This is a genomic window from Pseudomonas sp. LBUM1674, from assembly GCF_059695635.1.
Genome location: NZ_CP166779.1, coordinates 2,376,195 through 2,394,842 on the forward strand (window position 1 = coordinate 2,376,195; position 18,648 = coordinate 2,394,842).

20 protein-coding genes are annotated in these 18,648 nt (G+C 60.3%); 16 read left to right on the top strand and 4 right to left on the bottom strand.

All coding sequences use genetic code 11. From position 1 onward, the window contains the following. Window positions 1–82: 82 nt before the first annotated feature. Window positions 83–1,171, bottom strand: a complete 1,089-nt coding sequence (locus tag ACA067_RS11100) for an LLM class flavin-dependent oxidoreductase (RefSeq protein WP_497461789.1) — start codon at window positions 1,169–1,171, stop codon at window positions 83–85. Between the two features lie 381 nt (window positions 1,172–1,552). Between ACA067_RS11100 and ACA067_RS11105 the strand changes: the two genes are divergently transcribed. The 4 genes from ACA067_RS11105 (at window position 1,553) to ACA067_RS11120 (ending at window position 5,109) form a co-directional block, all read left to right on the top strand. Next, window positions 1,553–2,434: an ABC transporter permease gene (locus tag ACA067_RS11105; protein WP_497461790.1), complete on the top strand. Its 882-nt coding sequence runs from the start codon at window positions 1,553–1,555 to the stop codon at window positions 2,432–2,434. Between the two features lies 1 nt (window position 2,435). After that, window positions 2,436–3,236, top strand: a complete 801-nt coding sequence (locus ACA067_RS11110) for an ABC transporter ATP-binding protein (RefSeq protein ID WP_497461791.1) — start codon at window positions 2,436–2,438, stop codon at window positions 3,234–3,236. A gap of 37 nt (window positions 3,237–3,273) precedes the next feature. After that, the gene (locus ACA067_RS11115) at window positions 3,274–4,299 is read left to right on the top strand and encodes an ABC transporter substrate-binding protein (protein ID WP_497461792.1); all 1,026 of its coding nucleotides are present in this window, start codon (window positions 3,274–3,276) and stop codon (window positions 4,297–4,299) included. 300 nt (window positions 4,300–4,599) lie between these two features. Next, window positions 4,600–5,109, top strand: a complete 510-nt coding sequence (locus ACA067_RS11120) for a hypothetical protein (protein WP_497461793.1) — start codon at window positions 4,600–4,602, stop codon at window positions 5,107–5,109. 122 nt (window positions 5,110–5,231) lie between these two features. Here ACA067_RS11120 and ACA067_RS11125 read toward each other — a convergent pair whose 3' ends face one another. The 3 genes from ACA067_RS11125 to ACA067_RS11135 form a co-directional block, all read right to left on the bottom strand. Then, the gene (locus ACA067_RS11125; RefSeq protein WP_497462762.1) at window positions 5,232–5,822 is read right to left on the bottom strand and encodes a helix-turn-helix domain-containing protein; all 591 of its coding nucleotides are present in this window, start codon (window positions 5,820–5,822) and stop codon (window positions 5,232–5,234) included. A gap of 53 nt (window positions 5,823–5,875) precedes the next feature. Continuing rightward, the gene (locus tag ACA067_RS11130; RefSeq protein ID WP_008156931.1) at window positions 5,876–6,037 is read right to left on the bottom strand and encodes a hypothetical protein; all 162 of its coding nucleotides are present in this window, start codon (window positions 6,035–6,037) and stop codon (window positions 5,876–5,878) included. 118 nt (window positions 6,038–6,155) lie between these two features. Continuing rightward, on the bottom strand, window positions 6,156–7,016 hold the full coding sequence (locus tag ACA067_RS11135) for a LysR substrate-binding domain-containing protein (protein WP_497461794.1): 861 nt from the start codon (window positions 7,014–7,016) through the stop codon (window positions 6,156–6,158). A gap of 254 nt (window positions 7,017–7,270) precedes the next feature. Between ACA067_RS11135 and ACA067_RS11140 the strand changes: the two genes are divergently transcribed. From ACA067_RS11140 to tssC, 12 genes are all read left to right on the top strand, one after another. After that, window positions 7,271–8,113 carry a transporter substrate-binding domain-containing protein gene (locus ACA067_RS11140; RefSeq protein WP_497461795.1) on the top strand — a complete coding sequence of 281 codons (843 nt, stop codon included), beginning with the start codon at window positions 7,271–7,273 and terminating at the stop codon, window positions 8,111–8,113. A gap of 72 nt (window positions 8,114–8,185) precedes the next feature. Beyond that, window positions 8,186–8,308 (top strand): hypothetical protein, encoded by a 123-nt coding sequence (locus ACA067_RS11145; RefSeq protein ID WP_497461796.1) that lies wholly within the window; start codon window positions 8,186–8,188, stop codon window positions 8,306–8,308. Beyond that, window positions 8,305–9,039, top strand: a complete 735-nt coding sequence (locus tag ACA067_RS11150) for an amino acid ABC transporter permease (RefSeq protein ID WP_497461797.1) — start codon at window positions 8,305–8,307, stop codon at window positions 9,037–9,039. Before ACA067_RS11145 ends, ACA067_RS11150 begins: the two co-directional genes overlap by 4 nt. After that, window positions 9,029–9,817: an amino acid ABC transporter permease gene (locus tag ACA067_RS11155; RefSeq protein ID WP_497461798.1), complete on the top strand. Its 789-nt coding sequence runs from the start codon at window positions 9,029–9,031 to the stop codon at window positions 9,815–9,817. Before ACA067_RS11150 ends, ACA067_RS11155 begins: the two co-directional genes overlap by 11 nt. Beyond that, window positions 9,804–10,640 (top strand): amino acid ABC transporter ATP-binding protein, encoded by an 837-nt coding sequence (locus ACA067_RS11160; RefSeq protein WP_497461799.1) that lies wholly within the window; start codon window positions 9,804–9,806, stop codon window positions 10,638–10,640. Before ACA067_RS11155 ends, ACA067_RS11160 begins: the two co-directional genes overlap by 14 nt. 17 nt (window positions 10,641–10,657) lie before the next feature. Next, the gene (locus ACA067_RS11165) at window positions 10,658–11,254 is read left to right on the top strand and encodes a cysteine dioxygenase family protein (protein WP_497461800.1); all 597 of its coding nucleotides are present in this window, start codon (window positions 10,658–10,660) and stop codon (window positions 11,252–11,254) included. Between the two features lie 43 nt (window positions 11,255–11,297). Next, entirely contained in the window at window positions 11,298–14,054 is a 2,757-nt protein-coding gene (gene metC, locus ACA067_RS11170; protein WP_497461801.1) for a cystathionine beta-lyase, read from the top strand. A 134-nt stretch (window positions 14,055–14,188) separates the two neighbouring features. After that, window positions 14,189–15,019 (top strand): energy transducer TonB, encoded by an 831-nt coding sequence (locus ACA067_RS11175; RefSeq protein ID WP_497461802.1) that lies wholly within the window; start codon window positions 14,189–14,191, stop codon window positions 15,017–15,019. An 83-nt stretch (window positions 15,020–15,102) separates the two neighbouring features. Beyond that, window positions 15,103–15,825 carry a MotA/TolQ/ExbB proton channel family protein gene (locus tag ACA067_RS11180; RefSeq protein WP_497461803.1) on the top strand — a complete coding sequence of 241 codons (723 nt, stop codon included), beginning with the start codon at window positions 15,103–15,105 and terminating at the stop codon, window positions 15,823–15,825. Window position 15,826: 1 nt separating this feature from the next. Next, window positions 15,827–16,228: an ExbD/TolR family protein gene (locus ACA067_RS11185; protein ID WP_019578566.1), complete on the top strand. Its 402-nt coding sequence runs from the start codon at window positions 15,827–15,829 to the stop codon at window positions 16,226–16,228. A gap of 333 nt (window positions 16,229–16,561) precedes the next feature. After that, window positions 16,562–17,065, top strand: coding sequence for a type VI secretion system contractile sheath small subunit (gene tssB / locus ACA067_RS11190; protein ID WP_150763192.1), 504 nt, complete (start codon window positions 16,562–16,564; stop codon window positions 17,063–17,065). Between the two features lie 34 nt (window positions 17,066–17,099). Beyond that, window positions 17,100–18,638, top strand: coding sequence for a type VI secretion system contractile sheath large subunit (gene tssC / locus ACA067_RS11195; RefSeq protein WP_497461804.1), 1,539 nt, complete (start codon window positions 17,100–17,102; stop codon window positions 18,636–18,638). Window positions 18,639–18,648 lie beyond the last annotated feature (10 nt).

Consider the following 18,648-nt stretch of genomic DNA (forward strand, 5'->3'; position numbering starts at 1 on the left):
ACACCTCTGCTGAATGTGCCGCCGCCTTCGCGGGCAAGTCGGATCGCCGCACCGCCGCTCCCACATTTAAAACTCGGTGCCTTTACGCGACTTTTTCCGCTGCTTGCCGTTCACGCTCGGCCACCAGTTGGCGGGTCAGGGGAATCAGGCGTTTGCCGTAGTCGATGGCATCGTCGAGCGGGTCGAAGCCGCGGATCAGGAAGGTGGTGATGCCCAGGTCGTAATAGTCGAGCAGGGCCTCGGCCACTTGTTCCGGAGTGCCCACCAGTGAGGTCGAGTTGCCTTGCGCACCGAGCAATCCAGCGATCCCGGTCCACAGGCGTTTATCCAGGCGCGAACCCTGGGCCGCTGCCGCCAGCAGGCGTCGGGAACCTTCATTCGGTGGCTCGCGGCGAACGAAGCCGTTCTGTTCGGCCAGGGCGGTGGCCTGTTGCAGGATGCGCTCGGCACGCTCCCAGGCCAACGCTTCGGTGTCCGCCAGAATCGGACGCAACGACAAACTGAAGCGAACTTCGCGGCCATGTTTAGCGGCCTCGGCGCGCACCTGATTCACCACTTCACGTACCTGGTCATAGGTTTCACCCCACAACGCATAAACATCCGCATGCTTGCCCGCGATCTCGATGGCCGCCGTCGACGAGCCGCCGAAATACAGCGGAATGTGCGGCTGTTGTGGCGACTTCACGGCCGAATGCGCGCCTTCGACCTGATAATACGTGCCCTCATAGTCGAAGGGCTTGTCGCTGGTCCATTCCTGGCGCACCACATCGAGGTATTCATCGGTGCGCGCATAGCGCTCGTCCTTGCCGATATAACTGCCGTCGGCGCGCAGTTCGCGATCATCGCCGCCGGTGATGATGTGCACGGCGGTACGCCCGCCATTGAACACATCCAGGGTGGCGAACTGTCGCGCGGCCAGGGTCGGTGCGGCGAACCCCGGCCGATGGGCGATGAGGAACTTCAGGTTTTTCGTCACGCTGGCGGCATGGGAGGCAATCAGCGTGCTGTCCGGACTGTTGGAGTGAAAGGCCACCAATGCGCGATCGAAACCGGCCTCGTCATGGGCGCGGGAGACTTTTTCTACGTACTCGGGTTGCAGGACAGGGCCGCTGCGGGGGTGGATTTCCGAAGAGTGGTGGCCGCCGATGTAACCGATGAATTCAATACTCATGGTGAGTTCCTTGTCGTTGTCTGGACGTGATTCAAGCCTCCACCTGGCAGGGGGTCGGTCTGGTGTGACGAAAGTAGGCGCAGCAGGGCGGGCCTGTGAAATGCCGTTTTGTTCTAAGTTAATTATTAAATTTATGAATCTTGATAAATATTAGATATCAGCAATGCGCATTTTAACCCCGGTCAACGCCACACCCCCGAAAGGATGGGGCCTGGGCGCATTAATTATGCAAATAATTTATCTGGCCTATTTTTTATCTGATTTATAATCATATTAGGTTATTCCTAAAAAGAATTTCACTGCGGTTTTTTATGCGAATAGCATGAATCCAAAGCTGACGCATGGCGCCTCCAGCCATGTTCTTTATAGGAAGGAAGCCTGATGACTGAAAAGACCTTCGATACCCAGAGCGCCAGCTCGTTTTCCGTCGATAAGGCTGCACGCCGCACAGGTGACCTGCAGGGCGCGTCGCGGTTGATCCCCAACTGGGTGCGCAACTGGCGCACCCCCGAAGTCTTGCTGCGCCTACTCAGTCCGATCGCGCTGCTGCTGTTGTGGGAACTGGCCTCGCAAGCGGGGCTTATCCCGCAACGGGTCATCGCGGCGCCGTCGCAGATTGGTGGCACGCTCTGGGCGATGATCGTGTCTGGAGAACTGGGCAAGCATTTGCTGGTGTCCCTGCAGCGCGCGCTGCTGGGCTTGAGCATCGGGGTCAGCGTCGGTGTCGTCGCTGCGCTGATCACTGGCCTGTCCAAGCGCGGCGAGGTGATCCTCGATTCGCCGATGCAGATGCTGCGCACCATTCCTTCCCTGGCACTGGTGCCGCTGTTCATCCTCTGGTTCGGCATCGGCGAATTCACCAAGATCGCGCTGATCGTCACCGGTACCACCTTCCCGGTGTACCTGAACCTGTTCGCCGGGATTCGCAACATCGACCCCAAATTGATCGAGGCCGCCAACACCCTGGGCCTGAATCGTCGCGAGCTGATCTGGCATGTGATCCTGCCGGGCTCCTTGCCTTCATTCTTTGTCGGCTTGCGTTATTCCCTGGGGATTTCCTGGCTGGCCCTGGTGTTTGTCGAGCAGATCAACACCACCGCCGGCATCGGTTTCCTGGCCAGTGACGCGCGGGACTTCATGCGCACCGACGTCATCGTTATCTGCCTGCTGATCTACAGCGTCCTCGGCCTGTTGATCGACGGACTGATCCGCACGCTGGAGCGTATCGCCCTGGCCTGGCGCCCATCTTTTGTGAGGAACTGATATGTCGAGCATCGATTTTTCCGACGCGGCAAAAAACCTGCATTCTTCGGCCCCGGTGCAACTGCGCAATGTGGTGCGTCAGTTCGGCCAGCAGCGGGTCATCGACGGCCTGGATCTGGACATCGCACCGGGCGAATTCGTCGCGTTGCTCGGGGCCAGTGGTTCGGGCAAGACCACCTTGCTGCGCAGCCTGGCCGGCCTGGACAGTATCGACAGCGGTCAGCTACTGGTGCCCAAGGCCCGGGCCGCGGTGTTTCAGGAGCCTCGATTGATGCCTTGGAAGCGGGCCTGGAAGAACGTGATTCTCGGTCTGCACATTCCCGACGCCAAGGCTCGCGCGGTGCAGGCCCTGACGGAAGTGGGGCTGGCCCATCGGCTCGAAGCCTACCCGGCCACCCTGTCCGGTGGCGAAGCGCAACGGGTGGCGCTGGCCCGTGGCCTGGTGCGCGAGCCCAAGTTGCTGCTGCTCGATGAACCGTTCGCCGCACTTGATGCGCTGACGCAGATTCGCATGCATCGGCTGATCATCGAGTTATGGCGCAAACACAACCCGGCCGTGCTGCTGGTGACCCATGACGTGGACGAAGCGATCCTGCTGGCCGACAGGGTCATCGTGCTGGCCAACGGCAAGATCGCAGAACAATTGTCGATCGATCTGCCCCGGGCGAGAGACACCGGACAGGAGGGGTTCCAGGCCATCCGTGCACGGTTGCTGGGTTTGCTGGGGGTTGAAGTGGAAACCGCAGCGGTTACCGAACGTCAGGCCACAAAGGCTACTGTCCGGCGTTTCGCCCATGGCTGATAGCGCTTGCAATCCATTGATACAGGGATGTTCTGTCATGCCGATTCGCGTCTGGAAATCTGCGATGCTGTTGTTGTCTGGCGTCGCGCTATTGCTCGGCGGCTGCGGTGACGCCGTTGAGTCCAAATCCCCATCCGCCGCCCAGTCAGACCTCTCCAGCGTGACGCTGGTGCTCGGCGATCAAGCCAAGGGCCTGCGCACGGTGGTCGAGGCGGCGAATGCGCTGGAGGGCATCGACTACAAGGTCGAGTGGGCGAACTTCCAGGGTGCCGCGCCGTTGTTCGAGGCCTTGCGCGCCGGTGCCGTCGACCTGGGGCCGGCCGGTGACACCCCGGTGCTCGCCGCCGCGACCGGGGGCACGCCATTGCGCATCGTCGCGGTACGCCGCAGTCAGTCACGTGGAATTGCGATCCTGGTTCCAGCCGATTCGGATATCCGCACCGTTGCCGATTTGAAAGGCCGCAATGTCGTGGTGTCTTCGGCCCGCGGCAGCATTTCCCAATACCTGTTGATTCGCGCCCTGGCCAATGCCGGGGTCGATGAGCAGGACGTCAAGGTCGGCTTCGTCCTGCCGACCGACGCCTTGTCCGCGTTCAACGCCGGCAAGATCGAAGCCTGGGCCACTTTCGGTATCTACCAGGCGTTTGCCGAGCAGCAGGGCGCGCGGGTGCTGATCAGCGGCGAGGGCATCAACACCGGGTTGACCTTCATCACCGCCTCGGACGAAGTCCTGACCGATCCGCTAAAACGCAAGGCACTGGGTGACGTGCTGCAGCGTTTCGCCAAGGCGTTCGAGTGGGCGCAGCAGAATCCGGAGGAGTACGCCCGGGTCTTCGCCAAGGTCAACGACATTCCACTGGACGTCTCGCAGCGACTGCGCAGCTGGGGTGACGAATCGTTGTTGCCGGTCGAGCCGCGGGATGTTCAGGCGTTGCAGCAGGTCGATGATTTGTTCGCGGAGAAGAAGATCTTTCCCCATCGGGTCGATGTGCAAAAGCTGACGGATTATCAGGTGTTTTCGGCCGAGTCGTTGGCATTGAGCCCATCAACTTCCGCGAAGTAGACCCTGCCAGGGCCGTTGGCTGAAAATACCCGGCCCTGTTTAGAACGATTATTTCTTTCGGTTATTTATATAGATGCAGATTGCATATCCATAACCAAGGAATGCCTGCTGCTGTTTTCAGCGTGTCTGTCATAAAAGCTGAATGATCGTGGCAGCAGACATTTGCGTTCCATTCACTGCGCTAAGGTCGCTTCAGCATTCATTCCAGCTGTTCGATCGTCATCTTGTTGCGCTTGGACCATTGCTTAGAATCCGCTCCATCAGCTTTGTCCAACTCTCCATCCTTCAGGGAACAACACCATGATGAACGCCATGCAGATGCAAATGCCGATGAACGCCAACATGCCGATGATGCCGATGATGGGCATGCCAATGATGATGGCGACCATGACCTGCGACATGATGGACGACGGCATGATGTGCAAGATGATGCCGGCCGCAGGCATGGACATGGCCATGTTCAAGAACAGCGCCGAAATGATGCAGATGATGATGAACTGCGGCATGCCGATGATGATGCATTGCGGCAACATGAGCATGATGTGCATGTCCCAGGCGAGCATGACCATGCCGATGGCGAACATGATGATGCCGATGCCGATGATGGGCATGCCGATGCCATCGATGAAGTGCGTGATGGAATGCACCCTGATGGACGACTGCATGATGTGCAAAATCATGCCGATGGCCGGCATGAACATGGACATGATGAAAAACTGCTGCGCCCTGATGATGAAAATGATGAACGACTGCAGCATGCCGATGATGATGAGCTGCAACGGCATGCCGCTGATGTGCTGCACCTGCTGATCCCTATGTCGGATCGCCGAACCGCCGCTCCCACATTGGATGGATAGTGTTTTCAAGTCGTGCATCCCACACGAAAAAACCCGGCAGGGGTTATCCCGGCCGGGTTTTTTCATGCCTGCGCTTCAGTCCAGGCGTTCGGGGTAGGTCACCACCAGGTACGCCACCGCTTCACTGTCGGCAGGGTTGCGATAACGGTGGGGCTGGTCGGCATAGAACAGGATCGAGTCCCCCGTGGACAGCAGATATCGCTCATCGTTAACGCTGATCTCCAGCACGCCCTGAGCCACCACCAGGTTTTCCTGAACGCCCGGGCCATGCCCCTCGGATTGGTCCTCTCCCAAAGGACTCAGGCGCAGTTCGTAAAACTCCGATTGGCGTGCCACATCGAAAGGGAACAGGGCGCGGCTGACAAAGGCGCCATTGGCACTGACCAGGCGTTTGCTCTGGCTGGCCGACAACACGGCCACTCCTTCAAAGGCCCGGTGCTCGAGAAACGCCGCGACCGATACCTTCAAGCCCTTGGCGATTTTGCACAGCACCTTGATCGACGGCACGCTGCGTCCGGACTCGATCTGCGCCAGCATTGCCCGGCTCACACCGCACTGGCGGGCGAGGGCGTCGAGGGACAGATGCCGCTTGCCCCGCAGGCGTTGCAGGTTCTGCGCGACCCGCTCGCAGATCGGGTCTTCTTCCAGGGGTCCCAGGTTATTCAAATCCAGTACCGGCTCGTCGGCGCTCGCCAGAAAGCGCGAAGGTTGCTGCACGTTCACGCGTGACGCGTCTCGGTCGCCTTGGCCGCTTGCACCCACTGAAAGGCCTGTAAGCCTGCGTTGCGTGCGTACATCTCCCACATGGCCCGTGCCCGTTGCTGAGCCTGTTTGCGTTTGCGGTAGCTGGCGAAGTCGATGAGGTTGTCAGTCGGATTCATGGGGCACTTCACTGTGGTAATGAATGACGGGAATGGACTGAGCGTACGCGGATATTTTTATAACGATAAATACTTATTTTGTATTTATTAATTCTTTTTGGTTCTTATGAGCGTTGCATCAGAGACCCCTACTGCTCCTGATCAACTCATAGGCCCGACGCACCAGCGGATTGACGGTGTTGGGCCTGATCCACAGGTGATAGGTCACGTCCGGCAGTCGCGGCAAACCATCGTTTTCGCCGAGCACGCGCATGTCCGGGCCGAGCATTTCCATACTTCGGGGGGTGACGCCCAGACCTGCCCGCGTCGCCGCTTTAATGCCGATCAGGTTCGACGCCAGATACGCCTGGCGCCAGGGAATATTGGCGCGCTCCAGGGCCTCGAGGGCGTAGCGGCGATAGATGCTCGGCTCATCCACCAGGATCAGCGGCAAGGGTTCGCCGGGGTTGTGAATGTACTGCGCCGAGCAGATCCACCACACCGGTGAGGTGCGCAAGGCAAAGCCTTCCAGGCTGGGATCTTCGCGGGTGGAGATCACCATGTCGACCTTGCCCCGGTGCAGGTCGTCCATCAGGAACGGGCTGCGGCCGACGTCGATTTCCAGGCGCAGGCGCGGTGCCGAGCGGGCGATGTGGCTGAGGATCGGCGGCAGGATGGTGTCGGCGATGTCATGGGGCGAGCCGATGCGCAGCACGCCGCTCAAGCTGCTTTCGCGCAGGGAATTCAGGGCGTCGTCGTTGAGCGAGAGCATCTGCCGCGCATGACGCAGCAACTGCAGGCCCGCTTCGGTGAGTTGTTTTTGTCGCCCGCATTTTTCGAACAGGCTGACCCCGACCAGCTGTTCCAGGCGTTGCATGTGCTGGGTGACCGACGATTGCGTGCGGGCCAGTTGCGCGCCGGCTTCGGCAAAACTGTGGTGATCCACCACGGCGATGAAGGTGCGCAGTAATTCGAGATCGAGGGTAGCTGAAGTCGACATGGGCCATTCCCGGCGTTGTTTTTATATCAAGGCTGCAAACCTAAATATCACAGATCTTTATGTATTTTTCGACATCATTCAGCAGTTTATCTGTGGGCACCCGTGAATACGGGTCGTAGGCGGCTCTCCTGTCAATTTTGACACTGGAAGTTATAACGATATTAGATATTTGAATTTCCGTTACTTCGGCGCTGTACCTAGGATGCCCACACATCAGGTCGGGGTACGCCGATCATTCCATGAGGGGGAAAACCATGTTGCTCGAGCGCTCGCCTGTTAAAAAATTGTTGCCTGTGATGCTGGGGGCCTTGATCTCGATGGTCGGCATGACCAGCGCCCAGGCCGATGCCACCCTGGACAAAATCCAGCAGCGCCATGTGCTGGTGGTCGGTGTGTTGCTGTCCGGCGGCCCGTTCGGCGGGATCGATCCGACCACCCAGAAACCCCGGGGTCTGAACGTCGACCTCGCCCAGGAGCTGGGACGGCAACTGGGTGCCGAGGTGCAACTGGTGCCGGTGCTGCCCGCCAACCGCGTGCAATTCCTGCAGCAGGGCAAAGTCGATTTGCTGATCGCCAACATGGAATGGACCGCCGAACGCGGCGAGATCCTCGGCTTTGTGCCGACCCCGTTCTACCGTGTCGGCGGTACCGCTGCGGTGTTGAAAGACAGCAAGATCGCCCGTTGGGAAGACCTGAAACATCAACCGGTCTGCATCTCCCAGGGCAGCAGCTACGTCAAGCCGCTCACCGAGCTGGGCGTCGAGATCAAGGCCTTCAAGAGTTCGTCGGAATCCTTGCTGGCGCTGCGTGGCAACAACTGCGTCGCGGCGGTGCATGACGCCACGCTGATCAACCCGTTGCTCGCCGACACCGCCGAATGGCAGGGCTATCGCGCGCTCAGCCCGGAACTCAACCCGGCCCCGTCGGTGATCTGGACCCGCCGTGGTGAAAGCGATACCCAGGCCAGACTCGACCCGATCATCAAGGAACTGCATCGCAGCGGTTGGTTGATCGAAGCCCAGACCCGCAACCACATCACCCCCGCGTCGCCAGCCCTGGTGGAACTGCAGAAGCAGTTCCAGGCCAACGGCGCCTGAGCCCGGTTCTCCACCCCCCATCGTTTTCAAATGACCGTCGTTGTGTACGACGGTCGTTCAAGGTAGTCGCCCATGAACCGTTATTTTTCCGCCAAGGCCCTGTGCCTCGCCTATGAGCCCACGCCTTATGAAGAAGTCGGAGGCGCCGGGTGTCGCATCGCGGGCGCCTGCGGGAAATTGCGGGGCCAGGCATGAGCCAGTGGCTGGAGCTTTTCGTCCACTGGAGCGCCGGGTTCGGCCTCAACTACGGCTTTTTGCTGGATGCCTACCAACGCGGAACCCTGGAGCAGGGCGCGCTGACCACAATGTTGCTGTGCCTGTTCACCATCGTCGGCAGCCTGCTGGCCGGTGTCGGCCTGGCGGCGATGCTGACCTCGGGCAAACCCTGGCTGGCGAAACCCGCACGGGTGTTCATCGAAGTCACCCGCAACACACCCACCCTGGTGCAGCTGTATTGCGCCTTCCTGGTGCTGAACATGCTGCTGACCCAGGCCGTCGGCGCGGCCAACCCGCTGACGCCGTTCGCCTGGGTGGTGATCGTGATCTCGCTGCACAAGGGCGCGTTCCATGCCGAAGCCTTGCGCGCCGGTATCGAGGCGGTGCCGACGGTGACGCTGGAGGCGGCCAGTTCGCTGGCGTTCAGCAGCCGCCAGTTGCTGTGGAATGTGCAATTGCCGCTGGCCTTGCGCTTCGCGTTACCGTCGCTGATCAACAACCTGATTGACCTGGTGAAGATGACCGCCGTGGCCTCGGCCATTGCCGTGGGCGATATCACCTACGCGGCGATCATGATCTGGACCCAGAGCGACAACGTGCTGGAGCTGATGATTTTGATCCTGAGCTTTTTCGGGCTGCTGAGTTTTATCGTCAATTGTGTGGGGCGCTACCTTGAAGCGCGCCTGAGGATGCCCGGCTATGGCCATTGAATCGTCCGTCAGCGCACCGCTGGCCTGGCCCCGGCGGCATGTCGGCAAGCTGTTGCTGTTGCTCTGCGCCGTGCTCGGGCTGCTCTGGTTCGCCCCGTACAGCCCGGTATTGAAAGCCTTGCTGCAATGGTCTCCGGCACTGGCCGTGGGCTTTGGCCAGAACATTCTGATCAGTCTGGTCGCCATCGGCCTGGGGTCGTTGCTGGGGCTGTTGGTGGGTGCCTTGGCGTTGTCGCCCCTGGGCCTGCTGCGCTTGCCGGCGCGGATCTGGGTGCAGATTTTTCGCAATGCGCCCTGGCTGGTGCTGATCTATTTCACCACTTATGTGTTCCCGTTCGAGATCCACATCGGCAGCGCCTATGTCTCGTTCCCGGACTGGGTCAAGGTCACCATCGGCCTGGCCCTGCCGGCCAGTGCCAACGTCGCGGAAATCTTCCGCGGCGCGATCGCCTCGATCCCCAGCACCCAATGGGAAGCCGCACGTTCCCTGGCGTTCACCCGCGGGCAGATTTTCCGTTCGATCATCCTGCCGCAGTGCTTCAAACGCATGTTGCCGCCGTGGATGAACCTTTACGCGGTAATCACCATGGGCACTGCGCTGGCGTCCCTGGTGGGCGTGCACGACGTGATCGACACCGCGCAAATCGCCAGCAACACCGTGAACCTGACCGGCTTTACCGTGGTGATTTACCTGAGCCTGCTGGTGCTGTTCTTTGCTTACTGCTACCCGATTTCCCGACTCACCCAACACCTGGAGCGACGTTATGCCTTCTACTGAAACCGTCGCCGAGCCCCTCGTCAGCCTGCGCGACCTGCACCTGTCGTTCGGCACCAACCCGGTGCTCAAGGGCATCGACCTCGACGTGCACCGCGGCCAGGCCGTGTCGATCATCGGCCCGTCCGGCTCCGGCAAGTCGACCATCCTGCGCTGCATCACCGGCCTGTTGCAGCCTCAACGCGGCAGCATTCGCGTCGGCGGTACCGAGGTCCACACCCTGGCCCGGGAAGCCCAGCGCATCGAGTTGCGCAAGCGCGTGAGGTTTGTGTTCCAGCAATACAACCTGTTCCCGCATTTGTCGGTGCTGGAAAACCTGGTGATTGCCCCGCGCAAGGTGCTGGGGCGCAACCGCATCGACGCCGAGAAAGACGCCCGCGCCTTGTTGGCCAAGGTGCGCATGGAACACAAGGCCGATGCCTGGCCGGGGCAACTTTCTGGCGGTCAGCAACAACGGGTGGCGATTGCCCGCGCCCTGGCCATGCGTCCGGAACTGATTCTGTTCGATGAAGTGACCTCGGCCCTCGACCCGGAAACCGTCGGCGAGGTGCTGACGGTGATTCGCGAGTTGACCGAAGAGGGCATGACCTGCGTGCTGGTCACCCACGAGATGCGCTTCGCCGAAGAGATCAGCGACATTGTCTATTTCACCGAGAACGGCGTGATCGTCGAGCACGGCAGTGCCGCGCAAATCTTCCAGCACCCTGTCAGTGAGCGGACCCGGGAGTTTCTGCGTCACGCCCTGGGTGATCCGGGACGCCGGCCGCACACCGCCAATGATCCGTATCTGTTGACCAATCTGAGTCGCTACAGCCTGTCCGTCTGAGACCGAGGAGCCTGTCCATGAGTACTGTTAACCGTGCCGCTGTCATCGAGGATTTCCTGAAGAAAATCCGCGTCATCCATCAACGGGGCGTCGACCGCGCTGCCCTGGTGGAAATTGTTTCCTTGCTTGAAACCCTGGCCGAGCGCCGCGATCTGTTCAATTTCGAGCAATTTCCGGCACCGGTACCGGGGCAAGGCAGCACCGCATTCCGCTACCGTCTCAACGATGATGGCGACACCCCCACGCTGTACCTGAACTCGCTGTTGCCGGGCAAAAACACCATCCCCCACAACCACGAAACCTGGGCGATCATCAGCGCCGTCGAAGGCCAGGAAATCAACTACGTCTACCGTCGTGATGACGAAGGCCGGGAGCCTGGCTTCACCACCTTGCACCTGGAACACGAGGTGATCGTGCAGCCCGGCACGTCGATCTCGTTCCTCGGTGAAGACCTGCATGGCATTCGGGTCGACGGCGAACAACCGACCCTGCATTTCCACCTCTACGGCTTGCCGCTCGAGTCCCTCAACGGCCGTTACGGCGTCGAGGCCGACGGGCGCATCCTCAATTACAACGCCTCGCAAATGGCGCCGTCGATCAAGGCCTATGCGTGATCGATCTGTACTTTTAATTGTTCAACTTTGAAGCGGGACTTCCATGAGCCAGACCGTAACTCCAGGGCAACTGCAGCAGTGGCTGTTCGACGGGCAGGAAATTGCCCTGTTTGACGTGCGCGAGCACGGCCAGTATGGCGAAGCGCACCTGTTTTTCGGGGTGAACCTGCCCTATAGCCGTCTGGAGCTGGAGGTCCGGCGTCTGGCGCCGAATCCTCAGGTGCGGCTGGTTATTTATGACCAGGACGGTGGGGACGTCGCGGCGCGTTCCGCCCGGCGTCTGCAGGCGCTGGGTTACCGCCGGGTGCATATTCTCCAAGGTGGCGCCGAGGGTTGGCAGGCCGCCGGTCTTCAGCTGTTTGCCGGTGTGCATGTACCCTCGAAAGCCTTCGGCGAATTGGTCGAAGAGGCCAGCCATACGCCCCATGTCACCGCGCAGCAGTTGGCCGAATGGCAAGCCCGGGGCGAGCCGCTGGTGGTGCTCGACGGGCGTCCGTTCGATGAATACCGCAAGATGACCATTCCCGGCTCGGTCTGCTGCCCGAACGGCGAACTGGGCTATCGCGTGCAGGATCTGGTGCCGGACGAGCACACGCCGATCGTGGTCAATTGCGCCGGCCGCACCCGCAGCATTATCGGCGCCCAGACGCTGATAAACCTGGGCGTGAAGAACCCGGTCTATGCCCTGGAAAACGGCACCCAGGGCTGGTACCTGGAAGATTTTCAACTGGAGCATGGCAGCAACCGCCGCTATGCCGATGAGGTCTCTCCGGCGACATTGCCGGCGCAGCGTCTGGCTGCCGTACGATTGGCCGAGCGCGCCGGAGTGAAATCCGTCGAGGCCGCGCAGGTCGAGCAATGGGCCAGGGATGCTGGACGCAGCCTGTTCTTGTGTGATGTGCGCACTGCCGAGGAATTTGCCGCGGGCAGTCTGCCGGGTGCGCAACACACGCCGGGCGGGCAGTTGATTCAATCCACCGACCTGTACATTGGCGTGCGCCAGGCGCGACTGGTGTTGATCGACAGTGATGGCGTGCGTGCACCGATCGTTGCCAGTTGGCTGCGGCAGTTGGGGCATGAGGCTTATGTGCTGGCGGGAGGCGCGAGCAGTGGCCTGGCGTTGCCCGCGCCTGAGGTTGGCGCACCTGAAACGCTGTCGTTGATCACGGTGCAGGCCTTGGCCGATGCGTTGAAGGACGACGCGGTGGCACTGATTGATTTGCGTCCGAGCATGGTTTATCGCAAGGGTCATATTGCCGGGGCGCGATGGTCGATCCGTTCGTTGCTGGCAAGCGCGGTGGCGGGCGAACAGCGGCCGCTGGTGCTGCTGGCCGATGATCCGCAGCTGGCCGCTTTTGCGGCACTGGAGTTGCCCGACACCCAGCGCGCGCAAGTCCGCCTGCTGGACGGCGGTCTCGATGCCTGGCGCGCGGCAGGTCTGGCGCTGCAGGAGGAGGGCAACCCATTAGCCGATGAGCAGTGCATCGATTTTCTGTTCTTCACCCACGATCGTCATTCCGGCAACAAGGACGCGGCGCGCCAGTACCTGGCCTGGGAAATCGGCTTGCTGGCGCAGATGAACGCGGATGAAATCGCCAGTCTCAAACCGTTGCGCGCGCAAGCTCAAGCTCCTGGAAATGCGCGGGTCCGCACCCGTCTGATCCATTCGGCGCGCAGCGAAAAGGGCAGCGGCGCGCGGTCGGTCAACGTGCCGGTCAGCCGCTTGAGCACGGTGCTGTTCGACAACCTGGCGCAGATGCGCGACGCCCGTGCCCGTCGTGACAGCGAACGGGTCTTGAGCTATGGCGCCCGGGGCAACCCGACGGGCTTTGCCCTGGAAGACCTGGTGACGGAACTGGAGGGCGGTTATCGCACCCGCCTGTTCGGCACCGGCCTGGCGGCAGTGGCGCAGACCTTTCTGGCCTACCTGCGGCCCGGCGACCATGTGTTGATCACCGATGCGGTGTACGCGCCGGTGCGGCGTCTGGCCCGGGAATTCCTCGAGCCCTTCGGCATTCAGGTCGGCTACTTCGCGCCGGACGGCAGCGGCCTGCAAGCGCAACTGCAGGCCAACACCAAAATGGTCTACACCGAAGTCCCGGGTTCCTTGCTGTATGAACTCTGTGACCTGCCGGCGATCGCGGCCCTGTGCAAGCCACGCGGCATCCTGCTGGCGGTGGACAACACCTGGGGCTCGGGCTACCTGTATCGGCCACTGACCCTGGGCGCGGACATCTCGATCATGGCGTTGACCAAGTACCTGTGCGGCCACAGCGACGTGGTCATGGGCAGTGTGTGCACCCGCCAGGAAGTCTGGCCGGCACTGTCGGCCATGAGCGACACCTTTGGCAGCGCCGTCAGCCCCGACGATGCCTACCTGGTGTTACGCGGTGCACGCACGTTGGCGCCACGTCTGGAGGTGCATGAACGTCAGGCGCTGCAAGTCGCGCGCTGGCTGCAAGCGCAACCGCAGGTGAAACGGGTTTTCCATCCGGCCTTGCCCGAGCACCCCGGTCACGCCCTGTGGCAGCGGGACTTCAATGGCAGCAACGGTTTGTTGTCCTTCGAACTGTGTGAAGCCGACGCCGCGTACGTCGAGCGCTTCATCGATGCGTTGCAGGTGTTTGGCCTGGGCGCTTCCTGGGGCGGCTACGAAAGCCTGATTACCGTCGCCGACACAACGGATCGCAACAGCGCTGCGGATCGCGCCTTGAACCCGGTACTGCGGCTGCATGTCGGGCTTGAGGATGTCGAAGCGTTGGTTGAGGATTTGCAGCGGGGATTTGCCGCTGCAAACTGATCCTGGAGCCTTCGTTTGATATTTGTTATGCATAAATTGCATATCTGGATAATTAAATATTCTTTTAAGAGATAAAAACTTTCGTTGATGATGCCTGTAGCCAGATCAATCCAAAGGCTTACAGGAGTAAATGAATGGGCAATGTCCAGAGCGCCACCCGTGCCTTCGAGGTGTTTCGACACCCGGCACCCGGTGGCGAACTGCTCGACCTTGGCCGGGTCTTCCGGGAACCCCTGGCGCTGTCGCGGCTGCACAGCACACCCAAGCGGGTGTTGAGTCGCCGCGAAGGTGTCCTGCTCGGGGTGTTCGCGCTGGTGCTGCATGGCGCGGTGATTGTCTGGGTCAACCAGACACCGCCGCCGGCACTGCCGGTGGTGCCGCCGGAGATCCCGCCGATGACCATCGAGTTCTCGCAACCGGCACCGCCAGTGGTGGTGCCGCCACCGCCCGAGCCGATACCGCAGCCCGTGGTCGAACCGCCACCGCCGATTGAAGATGAGTTGGCTGTGAAACCCCCGCCACCTAAACCCGTTCCCAAACCCAAGCCTGTGGTCAAGCCGGTGTCCAAGCCCAAGCCTGCGGTAAAACCGGAGCCCAAACCGGTGGAACAGCCACCGGCACCGCCCGCGCCGCCACAACCGGTCGCCGCCCCGGCCCCCCCCGCACCCCCCGCACCGAAACCGGTAACCCCGGCATCGGCCAGCGCCGGTTACCTGAAGAACCCGGCGCCGGAATACCCCTCCCTGGCGATGCGTCGCGGCTGGGAAGGCACGGTGCTGTTGCGGGTGCATGTCCTGGCCAGCGGCAAACCGGGCGAAATACAGATCCAGAAAAGCAGTGGCCGCGATCAACTCGACGACGCCGCCCTGGCCGCAGTCAAACGCTGGAGTTTCGTCCCGGCCAAGCAGGGCGATGTCGCCCAGGACGGCTGGGTCAGCGTGCCCATCGACTTCAAAATCAAGTAACTCAACCCCATCGACAGAACCGCGGGCCACCTGACAAAAGGCGCATCGCTACAACCGATTTAATGCCTTGTTGGAGAGCCTGAATGAACCTGATTGCATCCCCCTTCGAATCCATCGAACACGCCGTCATCTGGCTGTTGATTATCTTCTCTGTCGCAACATGGGGCCTGGCCTTGCTCAAGGGCGTGCAGTTCACCCGCCTGAAGACCCAGGACCGCAAATTCCATAAACACTTCTGGGCAGCCTCCAGCCTCGATTCCGCCGCTGAATTGGCCCATAGCCAACCGGGCGCCGCCGCTCGCGTCGCACTGGCCGGTTACGCCGCGATCCAGGTCAGCGATCAGCCGGGCACTGACCTCAGCCAGTCGATCAACCATCAAGACCGCCTCGAACGCGCCCTGCGCCAGCAGATCGTGCGTGAACGGCGCTCACTGGAAAGCGGCCTGGCAATCCTCGCCAGCATCGGCAGCACCTCGCCCTTTATCGGCCTGTTCGGCACCGTCTGGGGCATCATGTCGGCCCTGAAAGGCATCAGTGCGGCGGGCTCGGCGAGCCTGGAAACCGTGGCCGGGCCGATCGGTGCGGCGCTGGTCGCCACCGGCGTCGGCATCGCCGTCGCGGTGCCGGCGGTGCTGGTCTACAACTACTTCCTGCGACGCCTGAAACTGACCGCCGCCGACCTCGACGACTTCGCCCACGACTTCTATAGCCTCGCGCAGAAACATTCGTTCCGCGTGCTGCTGCACCCGGTATTGAACAAGTCCGGCGCCACCGTCGCCGGGCAGAAAGTCAAGGAGGCGTCCTGAGATGGCCTTCTCCACACAAGACAGCGATGAAGTGCTCAGCGAGATCAACGTCACGCCCCTGGTGGACGTCATGTTGGTATTGCTGGTGGTGTTCATCGTCACCGCGCCGCTGCTGACCAACGCGATCCCGATCAACCTGCCCAAGACCGAGTCAGTAGCACCGGTCGAACAGAAAGATCCGCTGGTGGTGAGCATCGACGACAAGGGCAAGGTGTTCATCAACAAGGACGAGATCCAGGCGGATCTGCTCGAGTTCAACCTGCAGGCGGCCAAGGCGAAAAACCCTGATGTGCGGGTGCAACTGCAGGCGGACAACGGGGTGAATTATGGCGAGGTGGCGCGGGCGATGGCGTCTATTGAACGGGCGGGGATTACCAAGTTGTCGGTGATTACGGCGAAGTAGGAAATGTTACGGAAGGTTAATGCTTGTTTCTTTTGGCCGCCCACGAGCGGCCTTTTTTATTGCTGTTTGTTTCAATTTGTAGGCAGTTTCTGAAAATGCGTCGGAAACGTCCTAATCATGCGCCGAGATATAGATTAGCAGCCTGGGATGATTCATTGTGTTTGTAGGTTGCTGAACTACACCTGAATCGAAAACATTTTATTCGCTGTATCAAAAAGGAATTCACAGTCCGTTGGCGGCAACTTTTTTGTTGGGTTGGCAAAATGGCATGGATTCCAGTCGTTCTTGTTTTTGTGACGGTGCATGCCGTTACTTAATGTGTCTGGAGGGGATATGGCTTCAAGCAGTTTTCAAAACGAAGTACCCAAGGCTCGCGTCAATATCAAGCTCGATCTGCACACCGGTGGTGCGCAGAAAAAAGTCGAGTTGCCGCTGAAGTTGATGGTGATGGGGGATTACAGTAACGGTAGGGAACAGCGTTCTCTGTCTGAAAGAAGCAAGGTCGATATAAACAAGAACAACTTCGACAGCGTTCTGGCCGAGTTCTCTCCACGCCTGACACTGGCCGTGGAAAACACCTTGGTCAATGATGGCTCTGACGCCTCCGTCAAGCTGGAATTCCAGGGCATGAAGGACTTTGAACCGGAACAGGTGGCGCGTCAGATACCGCAACTACGTGCGTTGTTAGCGATGCGTAACCTGTTGCGCGACCTCAAGTCGAACCTGTTGGACAACGCCACCTTCCGCCACGAACTGGAGCGCATCCTCAAGGATGACGCGCTGAGTGACGAGTTGAGAGCCGAATTGGCCGCTCTGGCTCCAGAACAAGATCGTTAATTCACCTCGGTTGGTTTAAAGGGAAGTTTGCACAATGTCCGTAGAAAACTCTTCCGCGCAATCGCGTGGCGCTGCAGTGCTGTCTGAAGAAAACCATACTGTATACAGTGGCTTGTTTAGCAAGATCAACCTCAGTCCGGTTGCAGAGCTGGGCGCAATAGACGTTTTTCAGAACAATGAAGCCTTGTCCGAGGCTTCCACCGATGAGCGAGTGACCGCGGCCGTCAGTGTATTCCTGAAGTTGCTCAAGCAATCGTCGAAGAAAGTCGAGCGCCTGGATAAGACACTGTTGGATGAGCATATTGCGTCGCTGGATGCGCAGATCAGTCGTCAACTCGATGCGGTCATGCACCATCCGGATTTTCAGCGCGTCGAGTCGACCTGGCGCGGCGTCAAATCGTTGATCGATCAGACCGACTTCCGCCAGAACGTGCGCATTGAACTGTTGGATCTGAGCAAGGACCACTTGATCCAGGATTTCGAAGATGCACCGGAGATCGCCCAGAGCGGGCTGTATGTGCATACCTACACCCAGGAGTACGACACCCCCGGTGGTGAGCCGATTGCGGCGGCCGTTTCCAACTATGAGTTCGATCGCGGCCCGCAGGACATTACCCTGCTGCGCAATATTTCCAAAGTTGCAGCAGCAGCACACATGCCGTTCATTGGTGCTGTCGGCCCGGCGTTCTTCGGCAAGGAATCGATGGAGGAGGTGGCTGCGATCAAGGACATCGGCAACTACTTCGACCGCGCCGAATACATCAAGTGGAAGTCATTCCGCGATAGTGACGATGCCCGTTACATTGGCCTGACCATGCCGCGCGTGCTGGGTCGCTTGCCCTATGGCCCGGATACGATTCCGGTGCGCAGCTTCAACTACATCGAAAGCGTCAAGGGCCCTGATCACCACAAGTATCTGTGGACCAACGCCTCGTTCGCCTTCGCGGCAAACATGGTCAAGAGCTTCATCGCCAACGGCTGGTGCGTGCAGATTCGCGGGCCGCAGTCAGGCGGCGCGGTCACCGAGCTCCCGATTCACTTGTACGATCTGGGCACGGGCAGCCAGGTGAAGATCCCTTCGGAAGTGATGATTCCGGAGACGCGTGAATTCGAGTTCGCCAACCTCGGATTCATTCCATTGTCGTACTACAAGAACCGCGACTACGCCTGTTTCTTCTCGGCCAACTCGGCTCAGAAGCCGGCGCTGTATGACACGTCCGACGCCACCGCCAACAGCCGGATCAATTCACGGTTGCCCTACATCTTCCTGCTCTCGCGCATTGCGCATTATCTGAAAATGATCCAGCGCGAGAACATCGGAACGACCAAGGACCGTCGTTTGCTGGAGCTGGAGTTGAACAAATGGGTCGGTGGGCTGGTCACCGAAATGACCGATCCGGGCGACGATCTGCAGGCTTCGCACCCCTTGCGTGATGCGAGGGTGACCGTGGAAGACATCGACGACAACCCGGGCTTCTTCCGCGTCAAGCTGTACGCCGTGCCGCACTTCCAGGTGGAAGGCATGGACGTCAACCTGTCGCTGGTTTCGCAGATGCCCAAAGCGAAAGCCTGAATCAACCCCT